Raw genomic sequence first — 23,929 nt, 5'->3', positions numbered from 1 at the left:
GATATCGCCCGAAACGCTCTGCAATTACAGAGTGTTGCCACTATGCGGCGGGACACACGCCCCGCCCGCTCTGCCAGAATCTGGCAGATGTTTGCAAAGTGCTACTGCCTTCCCTGCGCTTTCTTCAGTTCACTAGCCCAGGACCTGAATGTCCCCGGTTTGGCCTGACAACTTCTGTCCGGAAGACCGTCACGATAATCGTCCTTTAAGATGTATTGCGTCTGCTTTTCGTCCCAGTAGATTCGATTGTCTTTTGCAAAAGCATCTTCCAGCCCTGACCCGGTGATTTCTTCAAGGGATAATGAAACATCCCAGACCACTCTTTTAATGCCTTTTGTCCATCCATTTTGAATGGTGATAGGCATAGGTGCGCTCGACTCGCTGGCTAAGTAAGGAACCTGCATCCACGCGGCCAACAACTCGCTGGGAGAGGTTTTCAGCGTGGGCCACCAAGCTGCAAAATCATTCGAGGCAATCGAAAAATAATGCGACGGCGAACCGTCCTTCGTTGGCGCGCTGTCCATGGAGACCATTTCCGGGGTATTTCGGCAAGACGATGCCACGACCCCAATACACAGGCCATCCCAGCTTTCTTGCTGGTAAGCGTAAATCGACAGTTCACGACTCCGGCATGCAGCGTCAATCAATTTCGCAAGTGTCTGTATTTTCCCGTCTGCCCAATCGGATTTCTCATACTGAAGATAGGCAATTTTCGCTGGTGACAAATCGGCTGGCCAATCTCCGCAAAACCCAGCTACGCGCCTCGCATTTGCCAGCAAAACTGGGTTGTCACGACCGGGAAGAATGCCGCCACTTGGCCGCGCACCATCGTCGGCAGCGCCGGCTGTTGCGGCTTGTCGCTTGGGGCCACGCTTTTGCATATCAGGCAGCTAACCGCTCAATCCGCCCATACTCTTCAGCCTTCGCCCGGTTCAGTTCCCACAGGTCTAGCGCTTCCTGCATCCGCAGCCAGCTTTCCGGGGTTGTTCCGGTCAGCCGGCCCAGGCGGATAGCCAGATCAGGCGACAGGCTGCGCTTTTCGTGCAGCAGCTCGGAGACAGTCAGCCGGGACACATCCAGGCGGCGGGCAAGTTCGGTCTGCGTCATCTTCAAGGCAGGCAGCACATCCTCCCGGAAAATCGCGCCGGGGTGCGTCGGCTTGCGGTTTGGGTTCCTCAGGCTCATCAGTGGTAATCCTCCAAATCAACGTCGACGGCATCCTCGCCATCAAAAGCAAACGTGATTCGCCAGTTACCCGATACGCTGACCGCGTATCGCGTCGGGTCAAACCCAGTCAGCGCATGGAACTTGAAGCCGGCAAGGTTCATGTCATCCGGCTTGCCGGCCGCGTCCAGGCGGTCAAGCAGCCGCTCGATCCGGGCGGCATGCTTAGCGTTGATGCCGCGCTTGTCGCCCGTCGAGAAGAACCGCAAAAGCCCCTTGTGTCGAATGCTGCGAATCATGGGTACATTGTAATGCAGAGGATTACACATGCAACCATATCGAACAATCCCCTGCATTCATCTGGCAAGCTACTCAACCCGCAGCCGCCGACCTAAGCAAGACGTTGATTCTGTTTCATCGGTCATTCCACTCATGACAATGCTGGCCAGATCAAGCAAGCGAGCGGCAATGCCGCGTACGGCGTAGAAGGCATTATCATCCTTCAACGGCACGACCCCGGCCACAACCCGTGCAAGCGTATCGATCTCAAAAGATGCTTCGGCAATAACATCACGCCTAGCCAGCGACAAGGAAATCATTCCTTGGCTCTCGCGCAATTCAGCGCTTTCAGCCTCCGTTGTACCATTTTCCGCGGCCATATTTTCCCCTTCAGTTAATCATGCATAGGACCACCAGGACGTTTCAGCGCCCCCGCGCCCCCTCTCGATTGCCTGAAACCGTCAGGCAGCGGCCATGCTCATTTTCCTTCCGGGCGCTCGAAAGGGGGGCGGGCGACAGATACTTTGCGCGGCGCTTTTTCCGTCCTGACACGTTCTGAAACTGAGTTGTCCCACCTTGTCCCAGTGCTGTCCCACTGAAAATATGCAGAATGAAAACACAAGATTCACTATTGGCAAGGCTTTCGGCGATTTGTCCCAGTTGTCCCACTTGTCCCAGTGAAAAATCAGGGGGTGGGAAAGAAAGCGGTGTGTTTTTCATGCGCTGCGCTTCCTCGACTTGATGGGAATCACCTGGTCTGCTTTGCCGGCTTCGCACTGCGCCAGCAGGTCAGACAGGGCGAACAAGGCGGCGCGTCTTTCCTCGAAATGGTCATGGACGTTATAGACAGCCTCGATGCCCTTGACCTTGTGATTCAGGCATAGCTCGGCTATGTGGGGGGCGACACCCAGGGCGGCAAGGTGGGTGCGGGCGGTGCGGCGCAGATCATGGACGGTGAAGGGGTCAAGGTCAGACTGCATCATGTACAGGGCATGATTCAGCGTCGTCTCTCCCATATACCGGGTTGTCTTGCCGGGGGCCAGGCGCTGCACCGGGAACACATGGGGATTGTTCCTCTGCTGCCGGCTCTGCTGGTCCTTCAATATCTCGACCACCCAGGGCGACAGTGGAATGCGGATTGCTGCGTCTGTCTTGGTCTGGTCGGCCGGCAAGTGCCATTCCCCGGCGCCAAGGTCGAACTGGTCCCAGGTAGCGGTCAGCAGTTCCATTTTCCGCACCGCCAGCGCCAGCAACAGCTTGAGCGCTGCCGCCGAGTAGGGCGGAAAGTTCGGGGTGTTCTGCATGGCCTTGAAGAACCTGACCAGCTCAGCCTTGGAAAGCACCCGGCTACGCGGCCCCACCTCGCCGCCCACATCCGTCCAGTTGAAGGGGGCGGCCGGGTTCGCCTCGATGATGTGCCGCTTCATGGCGTAGCTGAACAGTGCCTTGGTCAGTTGCAGCGCCTTGGCGGCGGTACGGAACACGCCGCGATCCGACAGGGGGCGAAGCATGGCGTCAATGTCTGCCGGCTTCACATCGGCAATCTGTTTGTGTCCCAGCTTGGGCAGGATGTGCAGAGCGAAGACGCCGGCCACCTGTTCAGGATGTTGCCGGCGGTCCTTGATTTGCCTGTCGTAGAAGTCTTCATAGAGCACCTTGACCGTGCCGACCTTCGCCCGCTCCGCTGCCACCTTGGCCGCTTCCTTCTGCGCCCGCTTCTCCCCGGCTACGTCTGTCCCAAGCCGAATCTGCACGCGCTTTTCTGCTGCGACCTCTCGGGCTTTCGCCAGGCTCATGTCGGGATAGCGCCCAAGGGTCAATTCCTTCGGCTTGCCGGCGAAGCGATAGCGCAGCGTCCAGGCCGCTGTTCCTTTCTTCGACAGGGTGAAGGTCAAGCCGTCGCCGTCAGCCTTCGCCACCGGCTCGCCGGCCTTGACCCAGTTCCGCAACTCAACGTCCGTCAGCTTGCCCATATCGCCACCCAGCTACACAAATTTCAGAAAGCTACACACAAGATGCGTAGCCACTGAATTTTCTACTCAACTAGCTACACACAAATAATGCGCTGTCCTGCTACGTGACGCAATACACTGAAAACAAAAACCCCGGAAAATCCGGGGCTTCTATGGGGTTACGCTTCGTCCTGAGACGTAGTGAAACAATCTCAAAGAGTCTTGAACAGAACCTTCGAACGCCGCTGGTAGTTGTACATTTCCTTTTTCGCCGCCGGCAGATCGTCGACGGTGCCGAGCTTGAACCCGCGTTCGACGAACCAGTGCTCGGTGCGCGTGGTCAGCACGAACAGGCGCTTGATGCCGGCCTTCTTCGCCCGGCGCACGATGCGCTCCATCAGTTGCTCGCCGTAGCCCCATTCGCGGTGATCGGGATTGACCGCCAGACAGGCCAGTTCGGCCTCGTCGTCGGAGTGCGGGTAGAGCGCCGCGCAGCCGACGATGATGCCGTCGTGCAGCATGATCGAGAAGCGCTCGATCTCGCGTTCGAGCAGTTCGCGCGGCCGGTGCACGAGGATGCCTTCCTGCTCCATCGGCTCGATCAGCGCGATCAGCGCGGCGATGTCGTCGGGCTTCGCTTCGCGGATGTTTTCCAGCGATTCGCGGGTGACCACGGTACCGACGCCGTCGTGGGTGAACAATTCGCGCAGCAGCGCACCGTCCTGCTCGTAACCGATCAGGTGCACCCGGCCGACACCGGCGCGGCTGGCCCGCACCGCGCAGGGCAGGTAGCGGACCATGTCGTTGGTCAGCCAGTCGGCATCACGCAGCAACTGCGAGGCTTCGTCGGCAGTCATTGCGTCGAGCAGTTCGCCGGACTGGTCGGTGACGCCGCGGCTGTCGGTGAGATAGACCAGCTTGTCGGCCTTGATCGCATGGGCGACCGCCTCGGCGACTTCCTCCATCTGCAGGTTGAAGATCTCGCCGGTCGGCGACGGACCTTCGCAGTTGAGCAGCAGGATGTTGCCGAGGCCGAGCTGGGCGTTGATACCCTCGGCGTCTACCTTGCGCACCTTGCCGGCGTAATGCATGTCGATGCCGTCAAGGACGCCGATCGGCTGACCGGTGATGAAATTGCCGCCGATCACGCGAATCCGGCTGTTGGCCATCGGCGTATTCGGCAGCCCCTGCGAAAGCAGCGCCTCGATTTCCAGATAGACACTACCGACGGCGTCGAGCACGCAGTCGAGCGCCGCCGCGTCGGTGACCCGGTAGCCGCGGTGGTACTTCGACTCGATGTTCTTCTCGCGCAGTTCCTCCTCGATCTGCGGCCGCGCCCCGTGCACCAGCACCAGGCGGATGCCGAGACTGGCCAGCAGATTGACGTCGTAGGCCAGGGTACGGATGAACTCGCTGGCAATCGCCTTGCCGCCGAAGGCAAGGACGAAGGTCTTGCCGCGGAAGGCGTTGATGTAGGGCGTGACGGCCCGGAACCAGGAGACGAAATTCTCGTCGTAGGCGGTGTCGCTCATCTTGTTTCGGATTTTCCTTCGCCCTTGAGGGCGGTTTCGATACGCTCGCAGACGGTCTTCAGGACCTTGACGCGGGCAAAATTCTTGTCGTTGGCTTCGACCAGAGTCCACGGCGCCAACCCGGTCGAGGTGCGATCGACCATGTCGCAGACCGCCGCCACGTAGGCGTCCCATTTTTCGCGGTTGCGCCAGTCCTCGTCGGTGATCTTGAAGTGCTTGAACTCGGTGTCCTGGCGCTCCTTGAACCGGCGCAACTGCTCCTCGGCGGAAATCTGCAGCCAGAACTTGACGACGATCGTTCCCGAAGCCACCAGCTGGTGCTCGAAATCGTTGATCTCGGCGTAGGCGCGCAGCCAGTCGGCCTCGCTGCAGAAGCCCTCGACCCGCTCGACCAGCACGCGGCCGTACCATGAGCGGTCGAAGATGACCGCCCGACCGATGCGCGGCAGATGCCGCCAGAAACGCCAGAGGTAGGGCTGGGCGCGCTCTTCCTCGGTCGGCGCGGCAATCGGCACGATCTGGTACTGACGGGCGTCCATCGCCGCGCCGACGCGGCGGATGCTGCCACCCTTGCCGGCCGCGTCCGAGCCTTCGAAAACCAGCACCAGCGAATGCTTGCCGACGAAGCGCGGTTCGCGCACCAACTCGGACAGGCGCGACTGGTATTTGGCGAGCTGGCTCTCGTAATCCTTCTTGCCCAGCTTCTGCGTCAGATCAAGCGTGGACAGCACGTTCTTCTGGTCGATCGGATGGACGATCGGCGGCGCCACCGGCACCTGCTGCAGCGGCTGCTGCAGGCGGCGGCGCATGGCGTCGAGGACGATGCGGCCGACGGTCAGCGAACGGTAGGCGTCGTCGGTGCCCTCGACGATGATCCACGGCGCCTTGGCGGTATTGGTCACGCGCAGCACGTGGCCGGCGACTTCCTGCAACTTGTCGTAGGTCTTCAGACGGTCGTAGCTTTCCGGCGTCACCCGCCAGGCGGTGCGCGGGTCCTTTTCCAGCGCCTTCAGGCGCTTCTTCTGGGCGTCCTTGGACAGGTGAAACCAGAACTTGAGGACCAGCGCGCCTTCGTTGACCAGCATCGCCTCGAAACGGTTGATATCGTCGAGTCGCTCGTCGAGTTCGGCGCGCCGCATGTCGCCGGTGATGCGGTCGGTGATCGGCTGCGAATACCAGGAGCCGGCGAAGATGCCGACCTTGCCCTTGGCCGGCAGCGCGCGCCAGTAGCGCCACATGTAGGGGCGCGCCGCTTCCTCGTCGCTCGGCGCAGAAAAGGCCAGCGTCGAGATGTGGCGCGGGTCCATCCACGAGTAGAGCAGGTTGATGGTTTCACCCTTGCCGCTGCCGTCCACCCCGGAAATCAGGATGACGACCGGGAACTCCTTCTTCTGCAGCACGTCGTACTGGACGTCGAGCAACTCCGCGCGCAGCTTCGGCACTTCCTGCTTGAAAACTTCCTTGTCGATCTTGTGACCGAGTTCCGCCGATTCGAACATCGCCTACCCCTCCCTGAAATCCCCCCAAAGGGCCTGCAGCGCAGCGAGCGCCGCCAACCCTGCCGTTTCCGTGCGCAACACCCGTGGCCCCAGGCGTACCGCCTGGAAACCCGCCTGGCGGGCGGCGATCACTTCCTGCGGATCGAGCCCCCCTTCGGCACCGATCAGCAACTGCACGTGTTTCGCCGGCGCCAATCCGGCCAGCGTCGTTTCGGCATCAGGCGCCAGCATCAGGCGCAAGGCCCCGTCGGCCGGCCGCGCCAGCCATTGATCGAGGCGCTCCAGCGGCGCGACGATCGGCACCTGGTTGCGCCCGCACTGCTCGCAAGCCGAAGCAGCCACGCCCTGCCAGTGAGCGACGCGCCTGGCGGCGCGCTCGCCGGCCAGTTTCAGCACGCTGCGCCGGCTGTCCACCGGGACGATGGCGCTGACGCCCAACTCGACCGCCTTCTGGATCGTGAAATCCATCTTGTCGCCGGCCTGCAGCGCCTGCACCAAGGTCACCTGCAACGGCGATTCGCGCTCGACCTCTGTCCATGACGCCAGCTCGGCCACCACCCGGTCGCGCTCGATGCGCTGGATATGGGCCAGATATTCGCCGCCGCGGCCATCGAACAGTACCATCGGCGCCCCCGGCGGCAAGCGCAGGACGCGCACGGCGTGGCGGGCCACCGGCTCGGGCAGATCGACGTGGGCGCCCGGCGACAGGGCCTCCCGGCAGTAAAAACGGGGCAGATTCATCGCCGCTATTATGCGGTGAAACCGCGCGACGAAGGGAGCGTCATGCTTGCCGGCGAAGCATCGCCCGGCGAATTCCGACGCGCCACCACCCAACGACCACCGCCATCGGGTAAATGCAGGCGCGACGGGGGCAAGGCATGGGGTATCATCCCGCAATACTGTGCAGCTTCCGCCCACGCCTTGAACATCGATACCCCGACCGCTTCCGCCGAAGACTCACGGCTGCGCCTCGCCTACCTGCAGGCGGTGGTTTCCAGCCTGCCGCAGGGCATCAGCGTCTTCGACGAGCACCTGCAGTTGCGCGTCTGGAACCAGGGTTTCATCGACCTGCTCGCCTTGCCGCCGGATCTGGTCAAGGAAGGGGCGCACTTCTCCGACCTCGTCCGCATCCCCGCCCAGCGCGGTGAATACGGCCCCGGCGACGCCGAGGAGCATGTCCGGCGGATCACCGAGCAGGCCAGCCTGTTCAACCCGCAACGTTTGGAACGGACGCGCCCGGACGGCCGCACCCGCCTGGTCGACAGCGAACCACTGCTGATCAACGGCAAACTGGCCGGCTTCATCACCACCTATACCGACATCACCGAACGCAAGCAGGCCGAGGAAGAACTACGTCACCAGCACGCGCTGCTGGAAACCGTCGTCGAGGCAATTCCCAGCGCCGTCACGATGTTCGACAAGAACCTCAACCTGCTGCTGCACAACCGGGAGTTCCAGCGCCTGCTCGAACTGCCGGACAGCCTGTTCGCCGAACAGCCGGTGCCGATCGAACGCATCTACCGCTTCAACGCCGAGCGCGGCGAATACGGCCCCGGCGAACCGGAATCGATCGTCCGCGCGCTGATGGCACGCGCCCGCCACCCGGTGCCACACCACTTCGAACGCACCCGGCCAAACGGCACAACCATCGACGTGCGCGGCGTCCCGCTAGCCGATGGCAGCTTCGTCACCATCTATGCCGACGTCAGCGAACGACTCGCCTCCGCCGAACGGGAAAAGCTGGCGCAGGTCGTGTTCGACCACACACCGGCCGGCATCGCCGTTACCGACGAGGCGCACCGCCTGCTGTCGGTGAACCCGGCAGTCTCGGCGATGACCGGGCTGACCCCGGACGCCTTGCTCCAAACCAGCGTCTTCGACCTGATCCGCGCCGACGACAACTGGTCGCGCGAGCAATTGCACGCCAGCCTCGGCCTGCATGGCGCCTGGCGCGGCGAAGTCCTGGTGCGGCGCGGCGAGCAGGGCAGTTTCCCGGCCAGCCTGCGCATCAACCGGGTCGAGGAAAACACCGGCAACCTGCCCTGCCACTACATCTGGATCTTCGCCGACATCACCGAGCGCAAGGAAGCCGAGGCGCGCATGCGCCACATCGCCCAGCACGATTCGCTGACCGGCCTGCCCAACCGCCTGTCGCTGCTCATGCGCCTCGGCCAGTTGCTGCCGGAAGCGCGCCGTCACGGCTGGAAGGTCGGCATGATGTTCATCGACCTCGACCGCTTCAAGATCATCAACGACACCCTCGGCCACCAGGTCGGCGACGAGATGCTGCGCGAAGTCGCCTGCCGCCTGTCCAGCGTCGTCCGCGAGACCGATTTCGTCGCCCGCCTGGGCGGCGACGAGTTCGTCGTCATCCTGCCCGGCATCAATTCGCCGGCCGACGCGGCGCTGGTCGCCAGCAAGATCGTCAATGCGCTGGCGACGCCGATCGAAGCCGAAGGTCACGAACTGCACACCAGTCCGTCGATCGGCATCAGCCTCTTCCCGGACGACGGCCCGGACGGCGACGCCATCCTGAAAAACGCCGACACCGCGATGTATCACGCCAAATCGGCCGGCCGCAACAACTACCAGTTCTTCGCCGCCGACATGAATCAGCAGGCGACCGAGCGCCTCGACATCGAACGCAAGCTGCGTCACGCCATCGGCCGCAACGAACTGGCCCTGGTCTACCAGCCGCAGTTCGGCGCCGACAACCGGGCCACCGGCGTCGAAGCGCTGCTCCGCTGGCACCATCCGGTCGACGGCATGATCTCGCCCGACCGCTTCATCCCGATCGCCGAGGAAACCGGCATGATCGTCGAGATCGGCGATTGGGTCATGCTCACCGCCTGCCGCGACATGAAACACTGGATCGACAGCGGCCTCGTCCCCTTGCGCGTTGCCGTCAACGTCTCGGCCCGCCAGTTGCGCCGGCGCGATTTCTGCGAGACGGTCGCCGGCGCGCTCGCCGAATCCGGCCTGCCGGCCGAACTGCTGGAACTGGAAATCACCGAAAGCTCGGTGATGGAAAACCCGCAGGAAGCCATCCACATCCTCGAACGCCTGGGCCGCATGGGCGTCAGCCTGGCGATCGACGATTTCGGCACCGGCTATTCCTCGCTCGCCTACCTCAAGCTGTTCCCGATCGACCACCTGAAGATCGACCGCTCCTTCGTCCGCGACATCGAGCACGATCTCAACGACCGGGCGATCGCCTTCGGCACCATCGCGCTCGCCCATTCGCTCGGTCTCAACGTCATCGCCGAAGGCGTCGAGACCGAAGACCAGCTCGAACTGCTGCGCAGCAACGGCTGCGACGAGGTGCAAGGTTTCCTGTTCAGCAAGCCGCTGTCGAGCGCCGCCGCCTTCGCCTTCCTGCACGCGATAGACCGCCAGGCGTAAAATCCGGGTTTTTCCTTTTTCCCGGAATTTCCCATGGCCCAGCGCACCCTTTCCCGCTACCTGACCGAAGAACACCGTAACAAGGGCCTCATCCCGGCCAACCTCAAGTCCTTGATCGAAGTCGTCGCCCGCGCCTGCCAGGCCATTTCGATCGCCATCGGCAAGGGCGGCCTCGGCGGCGTACTCGGCGAAGCCGGCAGCGACAACGTGCAAGGCGAGGCGCAGAAGAAGCTCGACGTGCTGTCCAATGAAATCCTGCTCGAAGCCAACGAATGGGGCGGCCACCTCGCCGCCATGGCCTCCGAGGAAATGGACCTGCCGCATCTGGTGCCGCACCGTTTCCCGAAGGGCGAATACCTGCTCACTTTCGACCCGCTCGACGGCTCGTCGAACATCGACGTCAATGTCTCGATCGGCACCATCTTCTCCGTCCTCAAGTGCCCTGAAGGCGCCGACCTGTCTTCGCCGGAAGCCGCCCAGGCCGCCTTCCTGCAACCCGGCACCGCGCAAGTCGCCGCCGGCTATGCGGTCTATGGTCCGACGACGCTGCTGGTGCTGAGCGTCGGCGACGGCGTCGTCGTGTTCACCCTCGACCGCGAGCAGGGACAGTTCGTGCTGACCCAGGAAAAAGTGCGCATCCCGGAAGACACCAAGGAATTCGCCATCAACATGTCGAACCGCCGCTTCTGGGAGGCGCCGGTGCAGCGCTACGTCGAGGAAATGACCGCCGGCCGCGAAGGCCCGCTGGGCAAGGATTACAACATGCGTTGGGTGGCCTCGATGGTGGCCGACGTGCATCGCATCATGACCCGCGGCGGCATCTTCATGTATCCGCTCGACGAAAAGGTCCGCAGCAAGGGCGGCAAACTGCGCCTGATGTACGAAGCCAACCCGATGGCCTTCCTCGTCGAGCAAGCGGGCGGCGCCGCCACCACCGGCCGTCAGCGCATCCTCGAGATTGCCCCGGACGGCCTGCACCAGCGCGTGCCGGTGATCCTCGGTTCGAAGAACGAAGTCGACCGCGTCACCGCCTATCACGCGGCGTGAATCACCGGGCAGCAGCCGATTAGGGAATCTCCTAATTCGGCATTGCGGCGAATCGGCAGACCATGATGGCTATCGACCCCGAATAGATCGATAGTGCCCCAATCCACCCCGCTGCGGCGGGGCATCAAAACGAGGAGACCATTCATGGAAAGACGCAAGTTTCTGACCACCGCTTCGCTCGGCGCCGCCGCCGGCGCCGGCATGCTGCTGAGCGCCTGCGGCAAGAAGGAAGAAGCCGCCCCGCAGACCGCCGCCCCGGCGGCCCCCGCCGTCGCCACCGGTGGCGAGACCATCCGCTGGCGCCTTGCCTCCAGCTTCCCGAAGGCGCTCGACACCATCTACGGCGCGGCCGAGACCTTCTCCGCCAAGGTCAAGGAACTGTCCGGCGGCAAGTTTGAAATCTCCGTCCACCCCGGCGGTGAACTGGTCCCGCCGTTCGGCGTGCTCGATGCCGTCCAGCAGGGCACCGTCGAATGCGCGCACACCGCGCCGTATTACTTCTTCGGCAAGGACGAGAGCTTCGCGATGGACTGCACCATCCCGTTCGGCCTCAACTCCCGCCAGACCACCGCCTGGATGTTCCAGGGCAACGGCTTGAAGCTGCTGCGCGAACTCTACGCCCAGTACAACATCGTCAACTTCCCGATGGGCAACACCGGCGCCCAGATGGGCGGCTGGTACCGCAAGGAAATCAAGTCGCTGGCCGACATGAACGGCCTGAAGATGCGCATCGGCGGCTTCGGCGGGCGCATCCTCGCCGGCATCGGCGGCGTGCCGCAGAACATCCCGGCCGGCGAAATCTACCAGTCGCTGGAAAAGGGCACGATCGACGCCACCGAATGGATCGGCCCTTACGACGACCAGAAGCTCGGCCTCAACAAGGTCGCCGGCTACTACGCCTACCCGGCCTGGTGGGAAGGCGGCCCGCAACTGACGCTGTACGTCAGCGACAAGGCCTACAACAGCCTGTCCAAGGAATACAAGGCGATCATCGAATGCGCCTCGGCCTTCGCCCACGTCGACATGCAGGCCAAGTACGATGCCCGCAACCCGACCGCGCTGAAGGAACTGGTCGCCGGCGGCACCAAGCTGTTCCGTCTGCCGAAGGACGTCATGGACGCCGCCTTCAAGTTCTCGCAGGAACACTACGCCGAGCTGTCGGCGAAGAACCCGAACTGGAAGAAGATCTACGCCGACTACGAAGTCTTCCGCCGCGACCAGCACCAGTGGTTCCGCTTCTCGGAAGCCGGCTTCGACAGCTACATGCAGTCGCAGAAACTCTGAGGCAGGCACCTCGCCCGTACAACCCGCAGCCGGTCTGCGGGTTTTTTGTGGGCGGAAAACCCAGGGCACAAAAAAACCGCCCGGTCATTACATCCGGGCGGTTTTCGTTGCCGGGAGAAAAGGCCTCAGCGCTTGGCGTCCTGGCGCATTTCCTCCATCAAGGCTGCCGCCGGGTCGGCCGCGGGATCGCTCGGTGGCGCAATCGGGTCCGGCAGGGCGGGCTGATCGCCCCAGGAACTGCTGCCGGCGTCGAGCTCGATGGTGTTGAGATCGACCTTGACCTTTTCGTCCAGACTGCCGGTCACCAGGCCGGGGTACATGATCAGCACCGCCACCATGATTAGCTGCAGGATGATGAAGGCAATCGCCCCCTTGTAGATCTGCGGCGTCGTCAGCGGTTCGATCTGCTTGCCGGTCACCGCATCCTTGTAAGCGGTGCGGGCGGCGACGCTGCGCAGGTAGAACAGCGCGAAACCGAAAGGTGGGGTGAGGAAGGAGGTCTGCAGGTTCATCGCGATCAACACGCCGAACCAGATCAGGTTGATGTCCATCTTCTCCGCCACCGGCGCCAGCAGCGGGACGACGATGAAGGCAATCTCGAAGAAGTCGATGAACATGCCGAGAACGAAGACCAGCAGGTTCACGAACACCAGGAAACCGATCTGCCCGCCGGGCAGCTTGTCGAACAGGTGCTCAACCCAGATGTGCCCGTCGGCGGCGTTGAAGGTGAAGGAAAACACCGTCGAGCCGATCAGGATGAAGAGTACGAAACAGGACAGGCGGGCGCTGTTGTCGAGCGCCTCCTTGAGCAAGGTCAGCGACAGCTGACGGCGGCTCAGCGCCATGATCAGCGCCCCCACCGCCCCCATCGCGCCGCCTTCGGTCGGCGTGGCGATGCCGAGGAAGATCGTGCCGAGCACCAGGAAGATCAGCACCAGCGGCGGGATCAATGCAAAGGTGACGCGCTCGGCTAACACCGAAAGCAGGCCGAGCTTCAGTTGCTTGTTGATGATCGCCAGCAGCAGGGCGACGATACCGATCACCGACAGGGTGAAGATGGCGCGCTCGTCGAACGGCGCCAGCCCCTTTCTGCCAAACAGGCTATCGGCAACCGCGTCGTAATTGAAGAAGAGCAGCAGGCCGATCGCCCAGGAACCGGCCGACAGCAGCCACAGCGATAGCTGCCCGCTGCGCCCGTTCGGTTCGCGGTAAATCCGTGCCTCGGGGGGCAGCGCCGGCACCCAGTCCGGCTTGAAAATCGCCAGACCGACGATGAAGATCACGTACAACCCAACCAGCATGAAGGCCGGAATCATCGCCCCGGCATACATGTCGCCGACCGAGCGACCGAGTTGGTCGGCCATCACGATGAGCACCAGCGAGGGCGGAATTGCCTGCGCCAAGGTGCCGGAGGCGGTGATCGTCCCGGCGGCGATGGCGCGGTTGTAACCGTAGCGCAGCATGATTGGCAGCGAGATCAGCCCCATTGCAATCACCGACGCGGCAACCACCCCAGTGGTCGCCGCCAGCAGGGCACCGACGATGATCACGGCCAGCGCCAGCCCGCCGCGCAACGGGCCGAAGACCTGGCCGATCGACTCCAGCAGATCCTCGGCCATGCCGCTCTTCTGCAGGATGATGCCCATCAGCGTGAAGAAGGGAATGGCCAGCAGGGTATCGTTCTGCATGATGCCGAACAGGCGTAACGGCAAAGCCTGGAACAGGGTGGCCGGGAACAGCCCGGCCTCCATGCCGACGGTACCGAACAGCAGGCCGGTGGCGGCCAGCGCGAAGGCCACCGGAAAACCGGAGAGGAGGAAGAAAATCAAGCCCACGAACATCAGGGGGACAAAGTATTCGGCGATGAAGGCCATCAGCGCTTCTCCTCACGGGCACGACCGGCGTGCTCTTCGATTTCGTAGGACAGGACATCCTCCTCGGGGGCGTGCGGGTTGTGGCCGATAGGATCGGGGATCATTCCGGCGAGGAAGGCAAAACGCTTGATCAGTTCGGAGAGCGATTGCAGCATGAGCAAGGCAAACCCGACCGGCATCATCAGGTATACCGGCCAACGGATCAGCCCCCCGGCGTTTTGCGACATTTCCCCGCTAGCCCAGGCGCCAGTGAACAGCGGCCAGGAAAGGTCGATGAAAACCACGCAGAAAGGCCAGAGGATGAGCAGGATGCCGATGATGTCAATGAGATTGCGCACCTTGGGCGAGAAACGGTTGGACAGGAAATCGATGCGGACGTGGGCGTTCTTCATGAACACGAAGCCCGCGCCGAGCAGGAAGACCGCCGAGAACAGGTACCACTGGATTTCCAGGAAGGCATTGGAACCGATATTGAGCGTCTTGCGCACGACCGCATTGCCGGCAGAAATCAGCACGGCAAGCAGGACCAGCCAGTAAATCAATTTCCCGAGACGTTCGCTGAACGCATCGATCAAACGCGACAGCACGAGCAGATACTGCATTGTCATCCTCCTCTGCCGCACGAAGGGCGGCATCTCTGCGTTGCAGTCTACCCACCGGCCAGTCGCACAAAAATTAGGGATAGCCCTGAGAGGCTGGAAGATGATTGGCGAACAGCCCCCACAAGCACCGGCAAACCGCTGGCCAGCTATCCAAAAGCCGGCTTTTCGCCGATAATTACGGCTTTTCAGCAGGCTGGATCCCGGATCATGAGCGTGAGCATTCCTCCCAAGTTCAACCCCCTGACCGGCGCCATCCGCGCGCTAGCCATGGACGCCGTCCAGCAAGCCAACTCCGGTCACCCGGGCGCGCCGATGGGCATGGCCGAGATCGCCGAAGTCCTGTGGCGGCGCCACCTGCGCCACAACCCGGCCAATCCGGCATGGCCCGACCGCGACCGCTTCGTGCTGTCAAACGGCCACGGTTCGATGCTGATCTACGCGCTGCTGCACCTGACCGGCTACGACGTCAGCATCGACGACCTGAAGAACTTCCGCCAGCTCCACGCCAAGACCCCGGGCCACCCGGAATACGGCTACACGCCGGGCGTCGAGACGACCACCGGGCCGCTCGGCCAGGGCATCACCAACGCCGTCGGCTTCGCGCTGGCCGAGAAGGTGCTGGCTGCCGAGTTCAACCGCCCCGGCCACGACATCGTCAACCACCACACCTACACCTTCCTCGGCGACGGCTGCCTGATGGAGGGCGTCTCGCATGAAGCCTGCTCGCTCGCCGGCACGCTTGGCCTGGGCAAGCTGATCGCCTTCTGGGACGACAACGGCATCTCGATCGACGGTCACGTCGAAGGCTGGTTCACCGACGACACGCCGAAACGCTTCGAGGCCTACGGCTGGCACGTCGTACCCAAAGTCGACGGCCACGACCCGGAAGCCATCGAACGCGCCCTGCTCGCCGCCAAGGCGGTGCATGACAAACCGAGCCTGATCTGCTGCCGCACCGTGATCGGCGCCGGCTCGCCGAACAAGCAGGGTAGCCACGACTGTCACGGCGCGCCGCTCGGCAAGGACGAGATCGCCGCCGCCCGCGCCTACATCGGCTGGAATTTCCCGCCCTTCGAAGTCCCCGGTGACGTCTATGCCGCCTGGAACGGCAAAGTCCGCGGCGCCGCCTTCCAGGAAAACTGGGAACGCCGTTTCGCCAAGTACCAGACCGAGTTCCCGGAACTCGCCGCCGAGTTCGAACGCCGCGTGATGCAGCGCCAACTGCCGGCCAGCTGGGAAGAAACCAAGGCCGCCTACCTCGCCACCTGCCGCGCCAAGGCCGAGAACATCGCCACGCGCAAGGCTTCGCAGAACGCCATCGCCGCGCTGGTCCCGGCGGTGCCGGAAATCTTCGGCGGCTCGGCCGACCTGGCCGGTTCCAACCTGACCTTCGTCAAAGGCAGCAAAGGCGTCACCAAGACTGAGGGCGGCAACTACTGCTACTACGGCGTGCGTGAATTCGGCATGACCGCCATCGCCAACGGCCTCGCGCTGCACGGCGGCCTGATTCCCTACACCGCGACCTTCCTGGTCTTCTCGGATTACGCGCGCAACGGCATCCGCATGGCGGCGCTGATGAAGCAGCGCCAGATCATGGTCTATACCCATGACTCCATCGGTCTCGGCGAGGACGGCCCGACCCACCAGCCGGTCGAGCACATCCCGTCGATGCGCATCATCCCGAATCTGGATGTCTGGCGCCCGGCCGACGCGACGGAAACCGCCATCGCCTGGATCGCCGGCGTCGAACGCCGCGACGGCCCGAGCCTGCTCGCCCTGTCGCGCCAGAACCTGCCGACCGTCACCCAGAACGCTGCCGACGCCGACATCGCCAAGGGCGGCTACGTGCTGTCGGAAAACGCCGACGCGCAGATCACGCTGATCGCCACCGGCTCCGAGGTCAAGCTGGCGCTCGACGCCCAGGCCGCGCTGGCCGGCGAAGGCATTGCTGCGCGCGTCGTGTCGATGCCCTGCACCAATGTCTTCGACCGCCAGAGCGACGACTACAAGGCTTCGGTGCTTGGCACCTGCAAGAAGCGCATCGCCATCGAAGCGGCACATCCGGATTTCTGGCGCAAATACGTCGGCCTGCACGGCGCGGTCATCGGTATCGACCGCTTCGGCGAATCGGCACCGGCCGGCCAGCTCTTCGAAATGTTCGGCTTCACCGTCGGCAACGTCGTCGCCACGGCGAAAAGCCTGTTGTCCTGATTTCAATACATCCAACGCAGAGAGGAAATAGATCCATGGCTATCAAGGTTGCAATCAACGGTTTCGGTCGTATCGGTCGCTGCACGCTGCGCGCCATTTACGAACAAGGATTGCAGAACGAATTCGACGTTGTCGCGATCAACGCCTCCGGCGACCTGGCGACCAACGCCCACCTGCTGAAGTACGACACGACGCACGGCCGGTTCACGACCAGCGTCGAAACCGAAGGTGAAAACTGCATCATCATCGACGGCAAGAAGATCGCCTTCTACTCGACCAAGAACCCCAAGGACATCAACTGGGCCGACCACGGCGTCGACGTCCTGCTCGAATGCACCGGCGCCTACACCTCCAAGGCCAAGGCCCAGGCACTGCTCGAACAAGGCGCCAAGCGCGTGCTGATCTCCGCCCCGGGCGGTGACGACGTCGACGGCACCATCGTCATGGGCGTCAACGAAGGCATCCTGACCCAGGCGATGAGCGTCGTCTCCAACGCCTCGTGCACGACCAACTGCCTGGCCCCGGTGGCCAAGGTGCTGTCCGACGCCATCGGCATCAAGTCCGGCCTGATGACCACGGTGCACGCCTACACCAACGACCAGGTCACGGTGGACGTCCGCCACAAGGACCTGCGCCGCGCCCGTGCCGCCGCCGCCAACATCATCCCGACCAAGACCGGCGCCGCCAAGGCCGTCGGCCTGGTGCTGCCGCAACTGGTCGGCAAGTTCGACGGTTTCGCGCTGCGCGTGCCGACCATCAACGTGTCCCTCGTTGATTTGACCTTCACCGCCGAGCGCGCCACCACCAAGGACGAAATCAACGCCCTGATGACCGCTGCCGCCAACGGCCCGCTCAAGGGCATCATGGCGGTCAACACCGAGCCGCTGGTGTCGTCCGATTTCAACCACACCACGGTTTCCTCGACCTTCGACGCGACCCAGACCCGCGTCCTCAAGGCCGAAGACGGCTCGACCCTGGTCAAGGTGCTGGCCTGGTACGACAACGAGTGGGGCTACTCCTGCCGCATGCTCGACGCCGCCCGCGCCTGGATGGCTGCCAAGTAAGCGAAGCAGGCTCAAGGAAACCGCCGGCAAGCCGGCGGTTTTTTTTCGCCCGGTTAATGCCAAGTGCCTATAATCGATTAAGCCAGATTTAATCCATTTACTGCACTATCAGTCTGCAGATCCATCGTCTCCTCGCATTGCCCAAAAATAGAGCAATTGCAATGCAGCAAGCTGACAATAATTTCACATTCCGGGAGGCGTCATGAGCTGGTTCGACAATCTTTCACTGCGTTACAAGCTGCTGATCAACTTTCTTGCCAGCGGCGGCATCCTGATCGCGGCGATCGTCTTCTCCGTCGTCGAATTGCGTTCGGCAGGCAGGGATATGGCCGAGCTTGCCGGCAACAGCCTGCCCTCGATCCAGGCGATCGGGGAAATCAGCCAGCTCCGACTGCGTTATCGCGTACGCAGCCTAGAATACATGTTGCCCGACACCCCGGAAGCCAAGGCCAAGCTGGCCAAGGATATGGGGAAGCTCGACGGTATGTTGCGCGAGGCCTTCGCCAGGTACGAAAAACTGATTTCCAGCGACAAGGAAAGGGAAGTCTACAAGGCCGCCATAGCTGCCGCCGACGACTACAAGGCCAGCGTCGAGAAGGCGGTTGCGCTGACCGTGGCGGGTGATGAAGCCGGCGCCCAGCAACTGCGCAAAACCGAGTGGGTGAAAAACGCCAACAAGCTGCGCGACCGCACCGACGAGCTGACCGACATCAACCGCCAGGCGGCCGACGCGCTGTCCGAACAGACCCAGAAGGACCTGGCCAGCGGACTGACCGGCGCCATCACCGCGCTGATCGGCGGCACTCTGATGGCCCTCATCGTTTCCTATGTCGTCGCCCAGCGCATGGGCCATCAGCTTGACCAGGCCGTCGCCGCCACCGAGCGCATCGCCGAGGGCAACCTGACCGGCGACGTACCGGGCGGCGGCGCCGACGAAATCGGCAAGCTGCTGCGCGCGGTCGCCCACATGCAGCTCTCGCTGCGCAGCACCATCGGCGAATCGCTACGCGGGGCCGGCCAGGTGCTCGAAGCCTCCAAAGCCCTCAACCACTCGGTGCAGATGATCGACGAATCGGCGTCGATCCAGAGCTCCGCCGCCTCGGCAATCGCCGCCAACGTCGAGGAACTGACGGTGTCGATCAACCACGTTTCCGACAGCACCGGCGAAGCCGCCCGCCTCGCCGGGGAATCGGACAAGCAAGCCAGCCATGGTCGGCAGGCCATCGACGCACTGGTCGACCGCATCAATCAGGTGGCCGATGTCGTACGCGAGGCATCCGAGCAGATCACCAATCTCAAAAACGAATCCGAGAAGATCTCCAGCATCGTCTCGGTGATCCGCGACATTGCCGACCAGACCAACCTGCTCGCCCTGAACGCCGCCATCGAAGCCGCCCGCGCCGGCGAAAGCGGGCGTGGCTTTGCCGTCGTCGCCGATGAAGTGCGCAAGCTGGCCGAGCGCACCTCGGTGTCCACCGGAGAAATCGGCAAGATGGTCAATGCCATCCAGCAATCGACCGGCCAGGTGGTCAGCGGCGTCGCCCAGGGCGTCCAGCTCGCCGACAGCAGCGTTGAGCTGGCGCAGCAGGCCGGATCGGCGATCGCCGAGATGCGTGCGATGGCGCAACAGGTCGCCGAGGTCATTAGCGATGTCGATAGCGGCCTGCGCGAACAATCGACCGCATCCACCGATGTCGCCGTCAAGATCGAACAGATCGCGACCCAGGCGGAAGAAGCCAGCGCCATCGCGCACGAGACTTCGCAAGCCTCGACCTCTCTCGACAGCACCGCCCGCCAGTTGCAGGCCGCGGTGTCCCGCTTCCGTATCTGATGGCGGCGATGCCCGATGGCTCAAATCGCATCCGCCAGCCAAACGGCCAAAGACCGGCGGCGGCCCGTCGTCGCCAGCACTGACGAAACCGCCGCATCGATCTCCCCGGCGATGCAGCGGATCGTTTCGCTGCTGCGAGCAAAAACCCCCCTCTCTCCCAAGGAGATCGCGCGCGACGCCTTCATCGCCCTGACCACCCTCGAAGGCGGCGGATACCTCAAAAAGATGAAAGGCCTTGGGCTGATTCGCATCGAAGGCTGGCTGAAAAACCACAACGGTTTTACCACGCCGCTTTATGCGCTGGGCCGAGGAACGGATTGCCCCCGTCCGAAATTCGCGTCGATTGACCGGGACTCCCGCGGCATGGCGAAAATCGTCGCCATCCTCAATACCCGAAGCAAGCTGGACTACCGGGAAATCGCCAAGCTGGCCGGCATCTCCGCCAACACGATCAAGAACGCCAAATACATGGATTCGCTCCTGGCACAAGGAAGAGTCCATGTGGCAGCGTGGCGGCGCGGCCGCAACGGCCACCTCTACCCGCTCTTCAACGCCGGCGCCGGCGAAAGCGCAGTCAGGCCGGAACAACTGAGCCGGCAGGAAATCATGCAGCGCCATCGAACCCGCCAAAAAATCCTCTCCGGAAAAGCGACTGCGTTTGATTGCCAACTGAAATCCCTGCCCCTGGCTGGCCCGCCAGTTACTCCATGAGGCAGCTCGGACAGCCGGGCGCCTCCATTTGTCACGCGTACCCGGAATCCATGCCGTGCTGGTAAAATTGCGGCTTGACCATCCGCGTCGCACCACCGTACTTGCCTGCCAACTTTCCGTCCCCTGAAGTGCTGCGTCTCGCCATCAATGGCTACGGCCGGATCGGTCGCTGCTTCCTGCGTGCGCTGCACGAATCTTCGGCCAACCGGCGTTTCGAGGTCGTCGCCATCAATGAGCCGGCCAACCTCGACAGCATCGCCTACCTCACCCGCTACGACTCGACGCACGGCCGTTTCCCGGCCGAAATCGGGCTCGGCGAGGGACGCCTGTTCATCGATGGTCGGCCGATCGCCGTCAGCCATGCGCGCACGCCGGAGGAGGTCGACTGGGGCGAGCATGGCATCGACCTGCTCGTCGAATGTTCCGGCGCCTACGGCCGGCGCGACGAACTGACACGCTTCCTGGCCGCCGGCTGCCCGCGCCTGCTCCTCTCGCACCCGGGCCACAGTGCCGACGATGTCGATGCCACCATCGTCGCCGGCATCAACCAGGACAGCCTGAACGGCGACCAACGCCTGGTTTCCGCCGCATCGTGCACGACCAACGCGATCGTCCCGGTGCTCGACTTGCTCGACCGCGAAATCGGCGTCGAGCAGGCGCTGCTCACCACGCTGCACTCGGTGATGAACGACCAGCCGCTGATCGACGGCTACCACCACGACGACCTGCGCCGCACCCGTTCGGCGATGCAGTCGATCATCCCGGTATCGACCGGCCTGGCGCGCGGCGTCGAGCGCCTGCTGCCGCAACTGGCCGGCCGCGTGCACGCCAAGGCGATCAGGGTGCCGACGCTGAACGTCTCGGCGATCGACCTTACCGTGCACACCCGCCAGGCGGTTTCGGCGAAGACGATCAACCGGCTGCTCGCCGACGCCGCCGCCGGCCCGCTCAAGCGCCGCCTGGCCTGCTCCGATCAGGCGCACGCCTCGATCGACTTCAACCACGATCCGCACTCGGCGATCGTCGACGGCAGCCAGACGCGCACCGCCGGCAGCCACCTGCTGAATCTCTTCGTCTGGTTCGACAATGAATGGGGATTCGCCAACCGCATGCTCGAAGTGGCCGACCACTGGTCGCGCCACTGGACCGCTCACCAACAATAACCCCTTGGAGAAGACCATGAACGTCATCAAGCTGACCGACCTCGATGTTTCCGGCAAGCGCGTTTTCATCCGCGCCGACCTCAACGTGCCACAGGACGAAGCCGGCAACATCACCGAGGACACGCGCATCCGCGCCTCGCTGCCGTCGATCCGCTACTGCCTGGAAAAGGGCGCCGCGGTCATGGTCACCTCGCACCTCGGTCGCCCGACCGAAGGCCAGCTCAACCCGGAAGACAGCCTGATGCCGGTCGCCGTGCGTCTCGGCCAGATGCTGCACCTGCCGGTGCGCCTGGTCGCCGACTGGGTCGATGGCGGTTTCGAGGTCAAGCCGGGTGAGGTTGTGCTGCTTGAGAACTGCCGCGTCAACAAGGGCGAGAAGAAGAACAACGACGAGCTGGCGCAGAAGATGGCCAAGCTCTGCGACATCTACGTCAATGACGCCTTCGGCACCGCCCACCGCGCCGAAGCCACCACCCACGGCATGGCCAAGTACGCGCCGGTCGCCTGCGCCGGCGTGCTGATGGGCGCCGAGATCGACGCCCTGTCCAAGGCGCTGCACGAACCGAAGCGCCCGCTGGTGGCCATCGTCGGCGGCTCCAAGGTGTCGTCCAAGCTGACCATCCTGCGTTCGCTGGCCGACAAGGTCGACCAGCTGATCGTCGGCGGCGGCATCGCCAACACCTTCCTGCTCGCCTCCGGCAAGCGCATCGGCGAATCGCTGGCCGAGCCCGACCTGGTCAAGGAAGCGCACGCCATCATGGACATCATGAAGGAACGCGGCGCCGAAGTGCCGCTGCCGACCGACGTCGTCGTCGCCGACGAAGTCTCCGCCCTGGCCCGTGCCAACAAGATCTGCATCGACGACGTCAGCGCCCACGACCGCATCCTCGACGTCGGCCCGAAGAGTGCCGTCAAGCTCGCCGAGATCGTCGCCAACGCCGGCACCATCGTCTGGAACGGCCCGGTCGGCGTCTTCGAACTGCCGCAGTTCGCCGGCGGCACCAAGATGCTGGCTTCGGCCATCGCCCACTCGGAAGCCTTCTCGATCGCCGGCGGCGGCGATACGCTGGCCGCCATCGCCAAGTTCAACATCGCCGACGACGTCGGCTACATCTCGACCGGCGGCGGCGCCTTCCTGGAATTCCTCGAAGGCAAGACGCTGCCGGCGATTGCCGTCCTCGAACAACGCGCCGCCGGCTGAGCGCGATGAGCGACAAGCGCCGAATCCTGATCGCCGATCCTTCGCGGGTAGCCAGGACGGCGCTCGTCAGGCTGCTGCGCGAGGACTTCGACATCCGCGAGGAAGGCGACGGCGAATCGGCCTGGCAGACGCTGGTGCTCGACGCTTCGATCGTTGCTGTCGTCTCCAGCATCGGCCTGCCGCGCCTGAGCGGTTACGAGCTGTTGTCGCGCCTGCGCCAGAACCGGCTACGCCGGCTCGCCGACCTGCCCTTCTTCCTCCTCATCTCGAAGGACGAAACCGCCCCCAACCGCGAGGAGGCCAAGGAGCGCGGCGTCAGTGACTTCATCGTGCGCGGCGGCAGTGCCGACGACATCCGCCGCCGCATCTGCCGCCTGGTCAATTGGGATATCGAAGCCGTCCCCGACGACGCCGACAGCCAGGCAGCCTTCGGCAACCGCACCCTGGCCTGCCGCCATCTATGCAACCAGATGGCGGAAATTGCCGATCCGGAAACCTGGTCGGCCAGCGTGCTGGCTTTCGGGCTGGAGAGCGAATCGGCGATCAGCGAACGCTTCGGCGCGGCGATCATGCAGGACATCGGCCAGCGTTTCGCGCGGGTAATCCGCGCCAAGCTCGGCCCGCGCGACCTGATTGCCCACCTCGGCGGCTCGACCTATGTCGTCGCCTCGCCCGGCACCAGCCCGGCGACGGCGACCGCCTTCGCCCAGCGCGTGTGCAGCGCCCTCGGCGAGAGCCGCATCCGGATCGCCGAAACAACGGTACAGGTCGCCGTCAGCGCCGGTCTCGCCGCCCTGCCGGCGGAACGCGGCAAATCGGCTGCGCAGTTGATCGAAATGGCGGTCAGCCGCCTCGAACTCGCCCGCCAGACCCCTGGCGGCCATGTCATCAGCAGCGACCCTCCGGCCGACGACCCCTTCGCCCGCATCCAGGCCCTGCTGCGCCAGGAAAACACCCGCGAGCAACTGGGCGAAACCGGCCAGCAACTGCTGCCCATCCTGCGCCTGCTCGAACAGCAGTTCCATTTCGGCCTCCCCCTGGCACAAATGGAGGAACAGCTCCGGAAATACGCCAGTCATCAGCCTGACCCAGAATGAATCGTCGTAGCAAGAC

At 63.6% G+C, this 23,929-nt stretch carries 21 protein-coding genes; 10 read left to right on the top strand and 11 right to left on the bottom strand.

What is annotated here, in order from left to right; genetic code table 11:
• Positions 1 to 101: 101 nt before the first annotated feature.
• The 9 genes from ACLIIZ_RS17990 to ACLIIZ_RS17950 all read right to left on the bottom strand — a co-directional run bounded on the left by ACLIIZ_RS17990 (position 102) and on the right by ACLIIZ_RS17950 (position 7,167).
• A complete protein-coding gene (locus ACLIIZ_RS17990; RefSeq protein WP_416694360.1) occupies positions 102 to 881 on the bottom strand; it encodes a hypothetical protein in 780 nt (259 codons plus the stop codon).
• Position 882: 1 nt separating this feature from the next.
• Positions 883 to 1,185 (bottom strand): HigA family addiction module antitoxin, encoded by a 303-nt coding sequence (locus ACLIIZ_RS17985; protein WP_416694358.1) that lies wholly within the window; start codon positions 1,183 to 1,185, stop codon positions 883 to 885.
• The gene (locus tag ACLIIZ_RS17980) at positions 1,185 to 1,463 is read right to left on the bottom strand and encodes a type II toxin-antitoxin system RelE/ParE family toxin (protein WP_416694356.1); all 279 of its coding nucleotides are present in this window, start codon (positions 1,461 to 1,463) and stop codon (positions 1,185 to 1,187) included. The genes ACLIIZ_RS17985 and ACLIIZ_RS17980 overlap by 1 nt, the downstream gene beginning before the upstream one ends.
• Before the next feature lie 69 nt (positions 1,464 to 1,532).
• Positions 1,533 to 1,823: a hypothetical protein gene (locus ACLIIZ_RS17975; protein ID WP_416694354.1), complete on the bottom strand. Its 291-nt coding sequence runs from the start codon at positions 1,821 to 1,823 to the stop codon at positions 1,533 to 1,535.
• A 43-nt stretch (positions 1,824 to 1,866) separates the two neighbouring features.
• Positions 1,867 to 2,163 (bottom strand): hypothetical protein, encoded by a 297-nt coding sequence (locus ACLIIZ_RS17970; RefSeq protein ID WP_416694352.1) that lies wholly within the window; start codon positions 2,161 to 2,163, stop codon positions 1,867 to 1,869.
• Positions 2,160 to 3,416, bottom strand: coding sequence for a tyrosine-type recombinase/integrase (locus tag ACLIIZ_RS17965; RefSeq protein WP_416694350.1), 1,257 nt, complete (start codon positions 3,414 to 3,416; stop codon positions 2,160 to 2,162). The genes ACLIIZ_RS17970 and ACLIIZ_RS17965 overlap by 4 nt, the downstream gene beginning before the upstream one ends.
• A 191-nt stretch (positions 3,417 to 3,607) precedes the next feature.
• A complete protein-coding gene (argA, locus tag ACLIIZ_RS17960; RefSeq protein ID WP_416694348.1) occupies positions 3,608 to 4,927 on the bottom strand; it encodes an amino-acid N-acetyltransferase in 1,320 nt (439 codons plus the stop codon).
• Complete coding sequence (gene pap / locus ACLIIZ_RS17955; protein ID WP_416694346.1) at positions 4,924 to 6,426, bottom strand: polyphosphate:AMP phosphotransferase; 1,503 nt, start codon at positions 6,424 to 6,426, stop codon at positions 4,924 to 4,926. The genes argA and pap overlap by 4 nt, the downstream gene beginning before the upstream one ends.
• Positions 6,427 to 6,429: 3 nt before the next feature.
• Entirely contained in the window at positions 6,430 to 7,167 is a 738-nt protein-coding gene (locus ACLIIZ_RS17950) for a 16S rRNA (uracil(1498)-N(3))-methyltransferase (protein ID WP_416694344.1), read from the bottom strand.
• Positions 7,168 to 7,347: 180 nt separating this feature from the next.
• Here ACLIIZ_RS17950 and ACLIIZ_RS17945 point away from each other — a divergent pair, with 180 nt between their 5' ends.
• From ACLIIZ_RS17945 to ACLIIZ_RS17935, 3 genes are all read left to right on the top strand, one after another.
• Positions 7,348 to 9,828, top strand: coding sequence for an EAL domain-containing protein (locus tag ACLIIZ_RS17945; RefSeq protein WP_416694342.1), 2,481 nt, complete (start codon positions 7,348 to 7,350; stop codon positions 9,826 to 9,828).
• Between the two features lie 33 nt (positions 9,829 to 9,861).
• A complete protein-coding gene (locus tag ACLIIZ_RS17940) occupies positions 9,862 to 10,875 on the top strand; it encodes a class 1 fructose-bisphosphatase (RefSeq protein WP_416694340.1) in 1,014 nt (337 codons plus the stop codon).
• 144 nt (positions 10,876 to 11,019) lie between these two features.
• On the top strand, positions 11,020 to 12,159 hold the full coding sequence (locus ACLIIZ_RS17935; protein WP_416694338.1) for a TRAP transporter substrate-binding protein: 1,140 nt from the start codon (positions 11,020 to 11,022) through the stop codon (positions 12,157 to 12,159).
• Between the two features lie 125 nt (positions 12,160 to 12,284).
• Here ACLIIZ_RS17935 and ACLIIZ_RS17930 read toward each other — a convergent pair whose 3' ends face one another.
• On the bottom strand, positions 12,285 to 14,036 hold the full coding sequence (locus tag ACLIIZ_RS17930) for a TRAP transporter large permease (protein ID WP_416694396.1): 1,752 nt from the start codon (positions 14,034 to 14,036) through the stop codon (positions 12,285 to 12,287).
• A complete protein-coding gene (locus ACLIIZ_RS17925) occupies positions 14,033 to 14,635 on the bottom strand; it encodes a TRAP transporter small permease subunit (RefSeq protein ID WP_416694336.1) in 603 nt (200 codons plus the stop codon). Before ACLIIZ_RS17925 ends, ACLIIZ_RS17930 begins: the two co-directional genes overlap by 4 nt.
• A 207-nt stretch (positions 14,636 to 14,842) precedes the next feature.
• Here ACLIIZ_RS17925 and tkt point away from each other — a divergent pair, with 207 nt between their 5' ends.
• The 7 genes from tkt (at position 14,843) to ACLIIZ_RS17890 (ending at position 23,913) form a co-directional block, all read left to right on the top strand.
• A complete protein-coding gene (gene tkt, locus ACLIIZ_RS17920; RefSeq protein WP_416694334.1) occupies positions 14,843 to 16,846 on the top strand; it encodes a transketolase in 2,004 nt (667 codons plus the stop codon).
• 35 nt (positions 16,847 to 16,881) lie between these two features.
• The gene (gap, locus tag ACLIIZ_RS17915) at positions 16,882 to 17,910 is read left to right on the top strand and encodes a type I glyceraldehyde-3-phosphate dehydrogenase (protein WP_416694332.1); all 1,029 of its coding nucleotides are present in this window, start codon (positions 16,882 to 16,884) and stop codon (positions 17,908 to 17,910) included.
• Positions 17,911 to 18,112: 202 nt separating this feature from the next.
• Positions 18,113 to 19,741, top strand: coding sequence for a methyl-accepting chemotaxis protein (locus ACLIIZ_RS17910; protein ID WP_416694330.1), 1,629 nt, complete (start codon positions 18,113 to 18,115; stop codon positions 19,739 to 19,741).
• A gap of 15 nt (positions 19,742 to 19,756) precedes the next feature.
• Positions 19,757 to 20,452: a hypothetical protein gene (locus tag ACLIIZ_RS17905; RefSeq protein WP_416694328.1), complete on the top strand. Its 696-nt coding sequence runs from the start codon at positions 19,757 to 19,759 to the stop codon at positions 20,450 to 20,452.
• A gap of 74 nt (positions 20,453 to 20,526) precedes the next feature.
• On the top strand, positions 20,527 to 21,615 hold the full coding sequence (locus ACLIIZ_RS17900; protein WP_416694326.1) for a type I glyceraldehyde-3-phosphate dehydrogenase: 1,089 nt from the start codon (positions 20,527 to 20,529) through the stop codon (positions 21,613 to 21,615).
• A 16-nt stretch (positions 21,616 to 21,631) separates the two neighbouring features.
• Positions 21,632 to 22,816: a phosphoglycerate kinase gene (locus tag ACLIIZ_RS17895; protein WP_416694324.1), complete on the top strand. Its 1,185-nt coding sequence runs from the start codon at positions 21,632 to 21,634 to the stop codon at positions 22,814 to 22,816.
• 5 nt (positions 22,817 to 22,821) lie between these two features.
• On the top strand, positions 22,822 to 23,913 hold the full coding sequence (locus ACLIIZ_RS17890) for a diguanylate cyclase (RefSeq protein ID WP_416694322.1): 1,092 nt from the start codon (positions 22,822 to 22,824) through the stop codon (positions 23,911 to 23,913).
• Positions 23,914 to 23,929 lie beyond the last annotated feature (16 nt).

Source organism: Azonexus caeni (assembly GCF_048146105.1).
In the GTDB taxonomy this organism is placed as follows: Bacteria; Pseudomonadota; Gammaproteobacteria; order Burkholderiales; family Rhodocyclaceae; genus Azonexus; species Azonexus aromaticus_B.
This window is presented reverse-complemented; position numbering and strand designations above follow the sequence as displayed.

What these genes read in the sequence shown, in the direction of transcription:
- ACLIIZ_RS17950 (WP_416694344.1), bottom strand. Translation starts at nt 7,167, where the DNA reads ATGAATCTGCCCCGTTTTTACTGCCGGGAGGCCCTGTCGCCGGGCGCC.
- gap (WP_416694332.1), top strand. Translation starts at nt 16,882, where the DNA reads ATGGCTATCAAGGTTGCAATCAACGGTTTCGGTCGTATCGGTCGCTGC.
- tkt (WP_416694334.1), top strand. Translation starts at nt 14,843, where the DNA reads ATGAGCGTGAGCATTCCTCCCAAGTTCAACCCCCTGACCGGCGCCATC.
- ACLIIZ_RS17975 (WP_416694354.1), bottom strand. Translation starts at nt 1,823, where the DNA reads ATGGCCGCGGAAAATGGTACAACGGAGGCTGAAAGCGCTGAATTGCGC.
- ACLIIZ_RS17980 (WP_416694356.1), bottom strand. Translation starts at nt 1,463, where the DNA reads ATGATTCGCAGCATTCGACACAAGGGGCTTTTGCGGTTCTTCTCGACG.
- ACLIIZ_RS17990 (WP_416694360.1), bottom strand. Translation starts at nt 881, where the DNA reads ATGCAAAAGCGTGGCCCCAAGCGACAAGCCGCAACAGCCGGCGCTGCC.
- ACLIIZ_RS17970 (WP_416694352.1), bottom strand. Translation starts at nt 2,163, where the DNA reads ATGAAAAACACACCGCTTTCTTTCCCACCCCCTGATTTTTCACTGGGA.
- ACLIIZ_RS17925 (WP_416694336.1), bottom strand. Translation starts at nt 14,635, where the DNA reads ATGCAGTATCTGCTCGTGCTGTCGCGTTTGATCGATGCGTTCAGCGAA.
- ACLIIZ_RS17985 (WP_416694358.1), bottom strand. Translation starts at nt 1,185, where the DNA reads ATGAGCCTGAGGAACCCAAACCGCAAGCCGACGCACCCCGGCGCGATT.
- ACLIIZ_RS17935 (WP_416694338.1), top strand. Translation starts at nt 11,020, where the DNA reads ATGGAAAGACGCAAGTTTCTGACCACCGCTTCGCTCGGCGCCGCCGCC.
- ACLIIZ_RS17895 (WP_416694324.1), top strand. Translation starts at nt 21,632, where the DNA reads ATGAACGTCATCAAGCTGACCGACCTCGATGTTTCCGGCAAGCGCGTT.
- ACLIIZ_RS17890 (WP_416694322.1), top strand. Translation starts at nt 22,822, where the DNA reads ATGAGCGACAAGCGCCGAATCCTGATCGCCGATCCTTCGCGGGTAGCC.
- ACLIIZ_RS17965 (WP_416694350.1), bottom strand. Translation starts at nt 3,416, where the DNA reads ATGGGCAAGCTGACGGACGTTGAGTTGCGGAACTGGGTCAAGGCCGGC.
- ACLIIZ_RS17910 (WP_416694330.1), top strand. Translation starts at nt 18,113, where the DNA reads ATGAGCTGGTTCGACAATCTTTCACTGCGTTACAAGCTGCTGATCAAC.
- ACLIIZ_RS17905 (WP_416694328.1), top strand. Translation starts at nt 19,757, where the DNA reads ATGGCTCAAATCGCATCCGCCAGCCAAACGGCCAAAGACCGGCGGCGG.
- argA (WP_416694348.1), bottom strand. Translation starts at nt 4,927, where the DNA reads ATGAGCGACACCGCCTACGACGAGAATTTCGTCTCCTGGTTCCGGGCC.
- ACLIIZ_RS17940 (WP_416694340.1), top strand. Translation starts at nt 9,862, where the DNA reads ATGGCCCAGCGCACCCTTTCCCGCTACCTGACCGAAGAACACCGTAAC.
- pap (WP_416694346.1), bottom strand. Translation starts at nt 6,426, where the DNA reads ATGTTCGAATCGGCGGAACTCGGTCACAAGATCGACAAGGAAGTTTTC.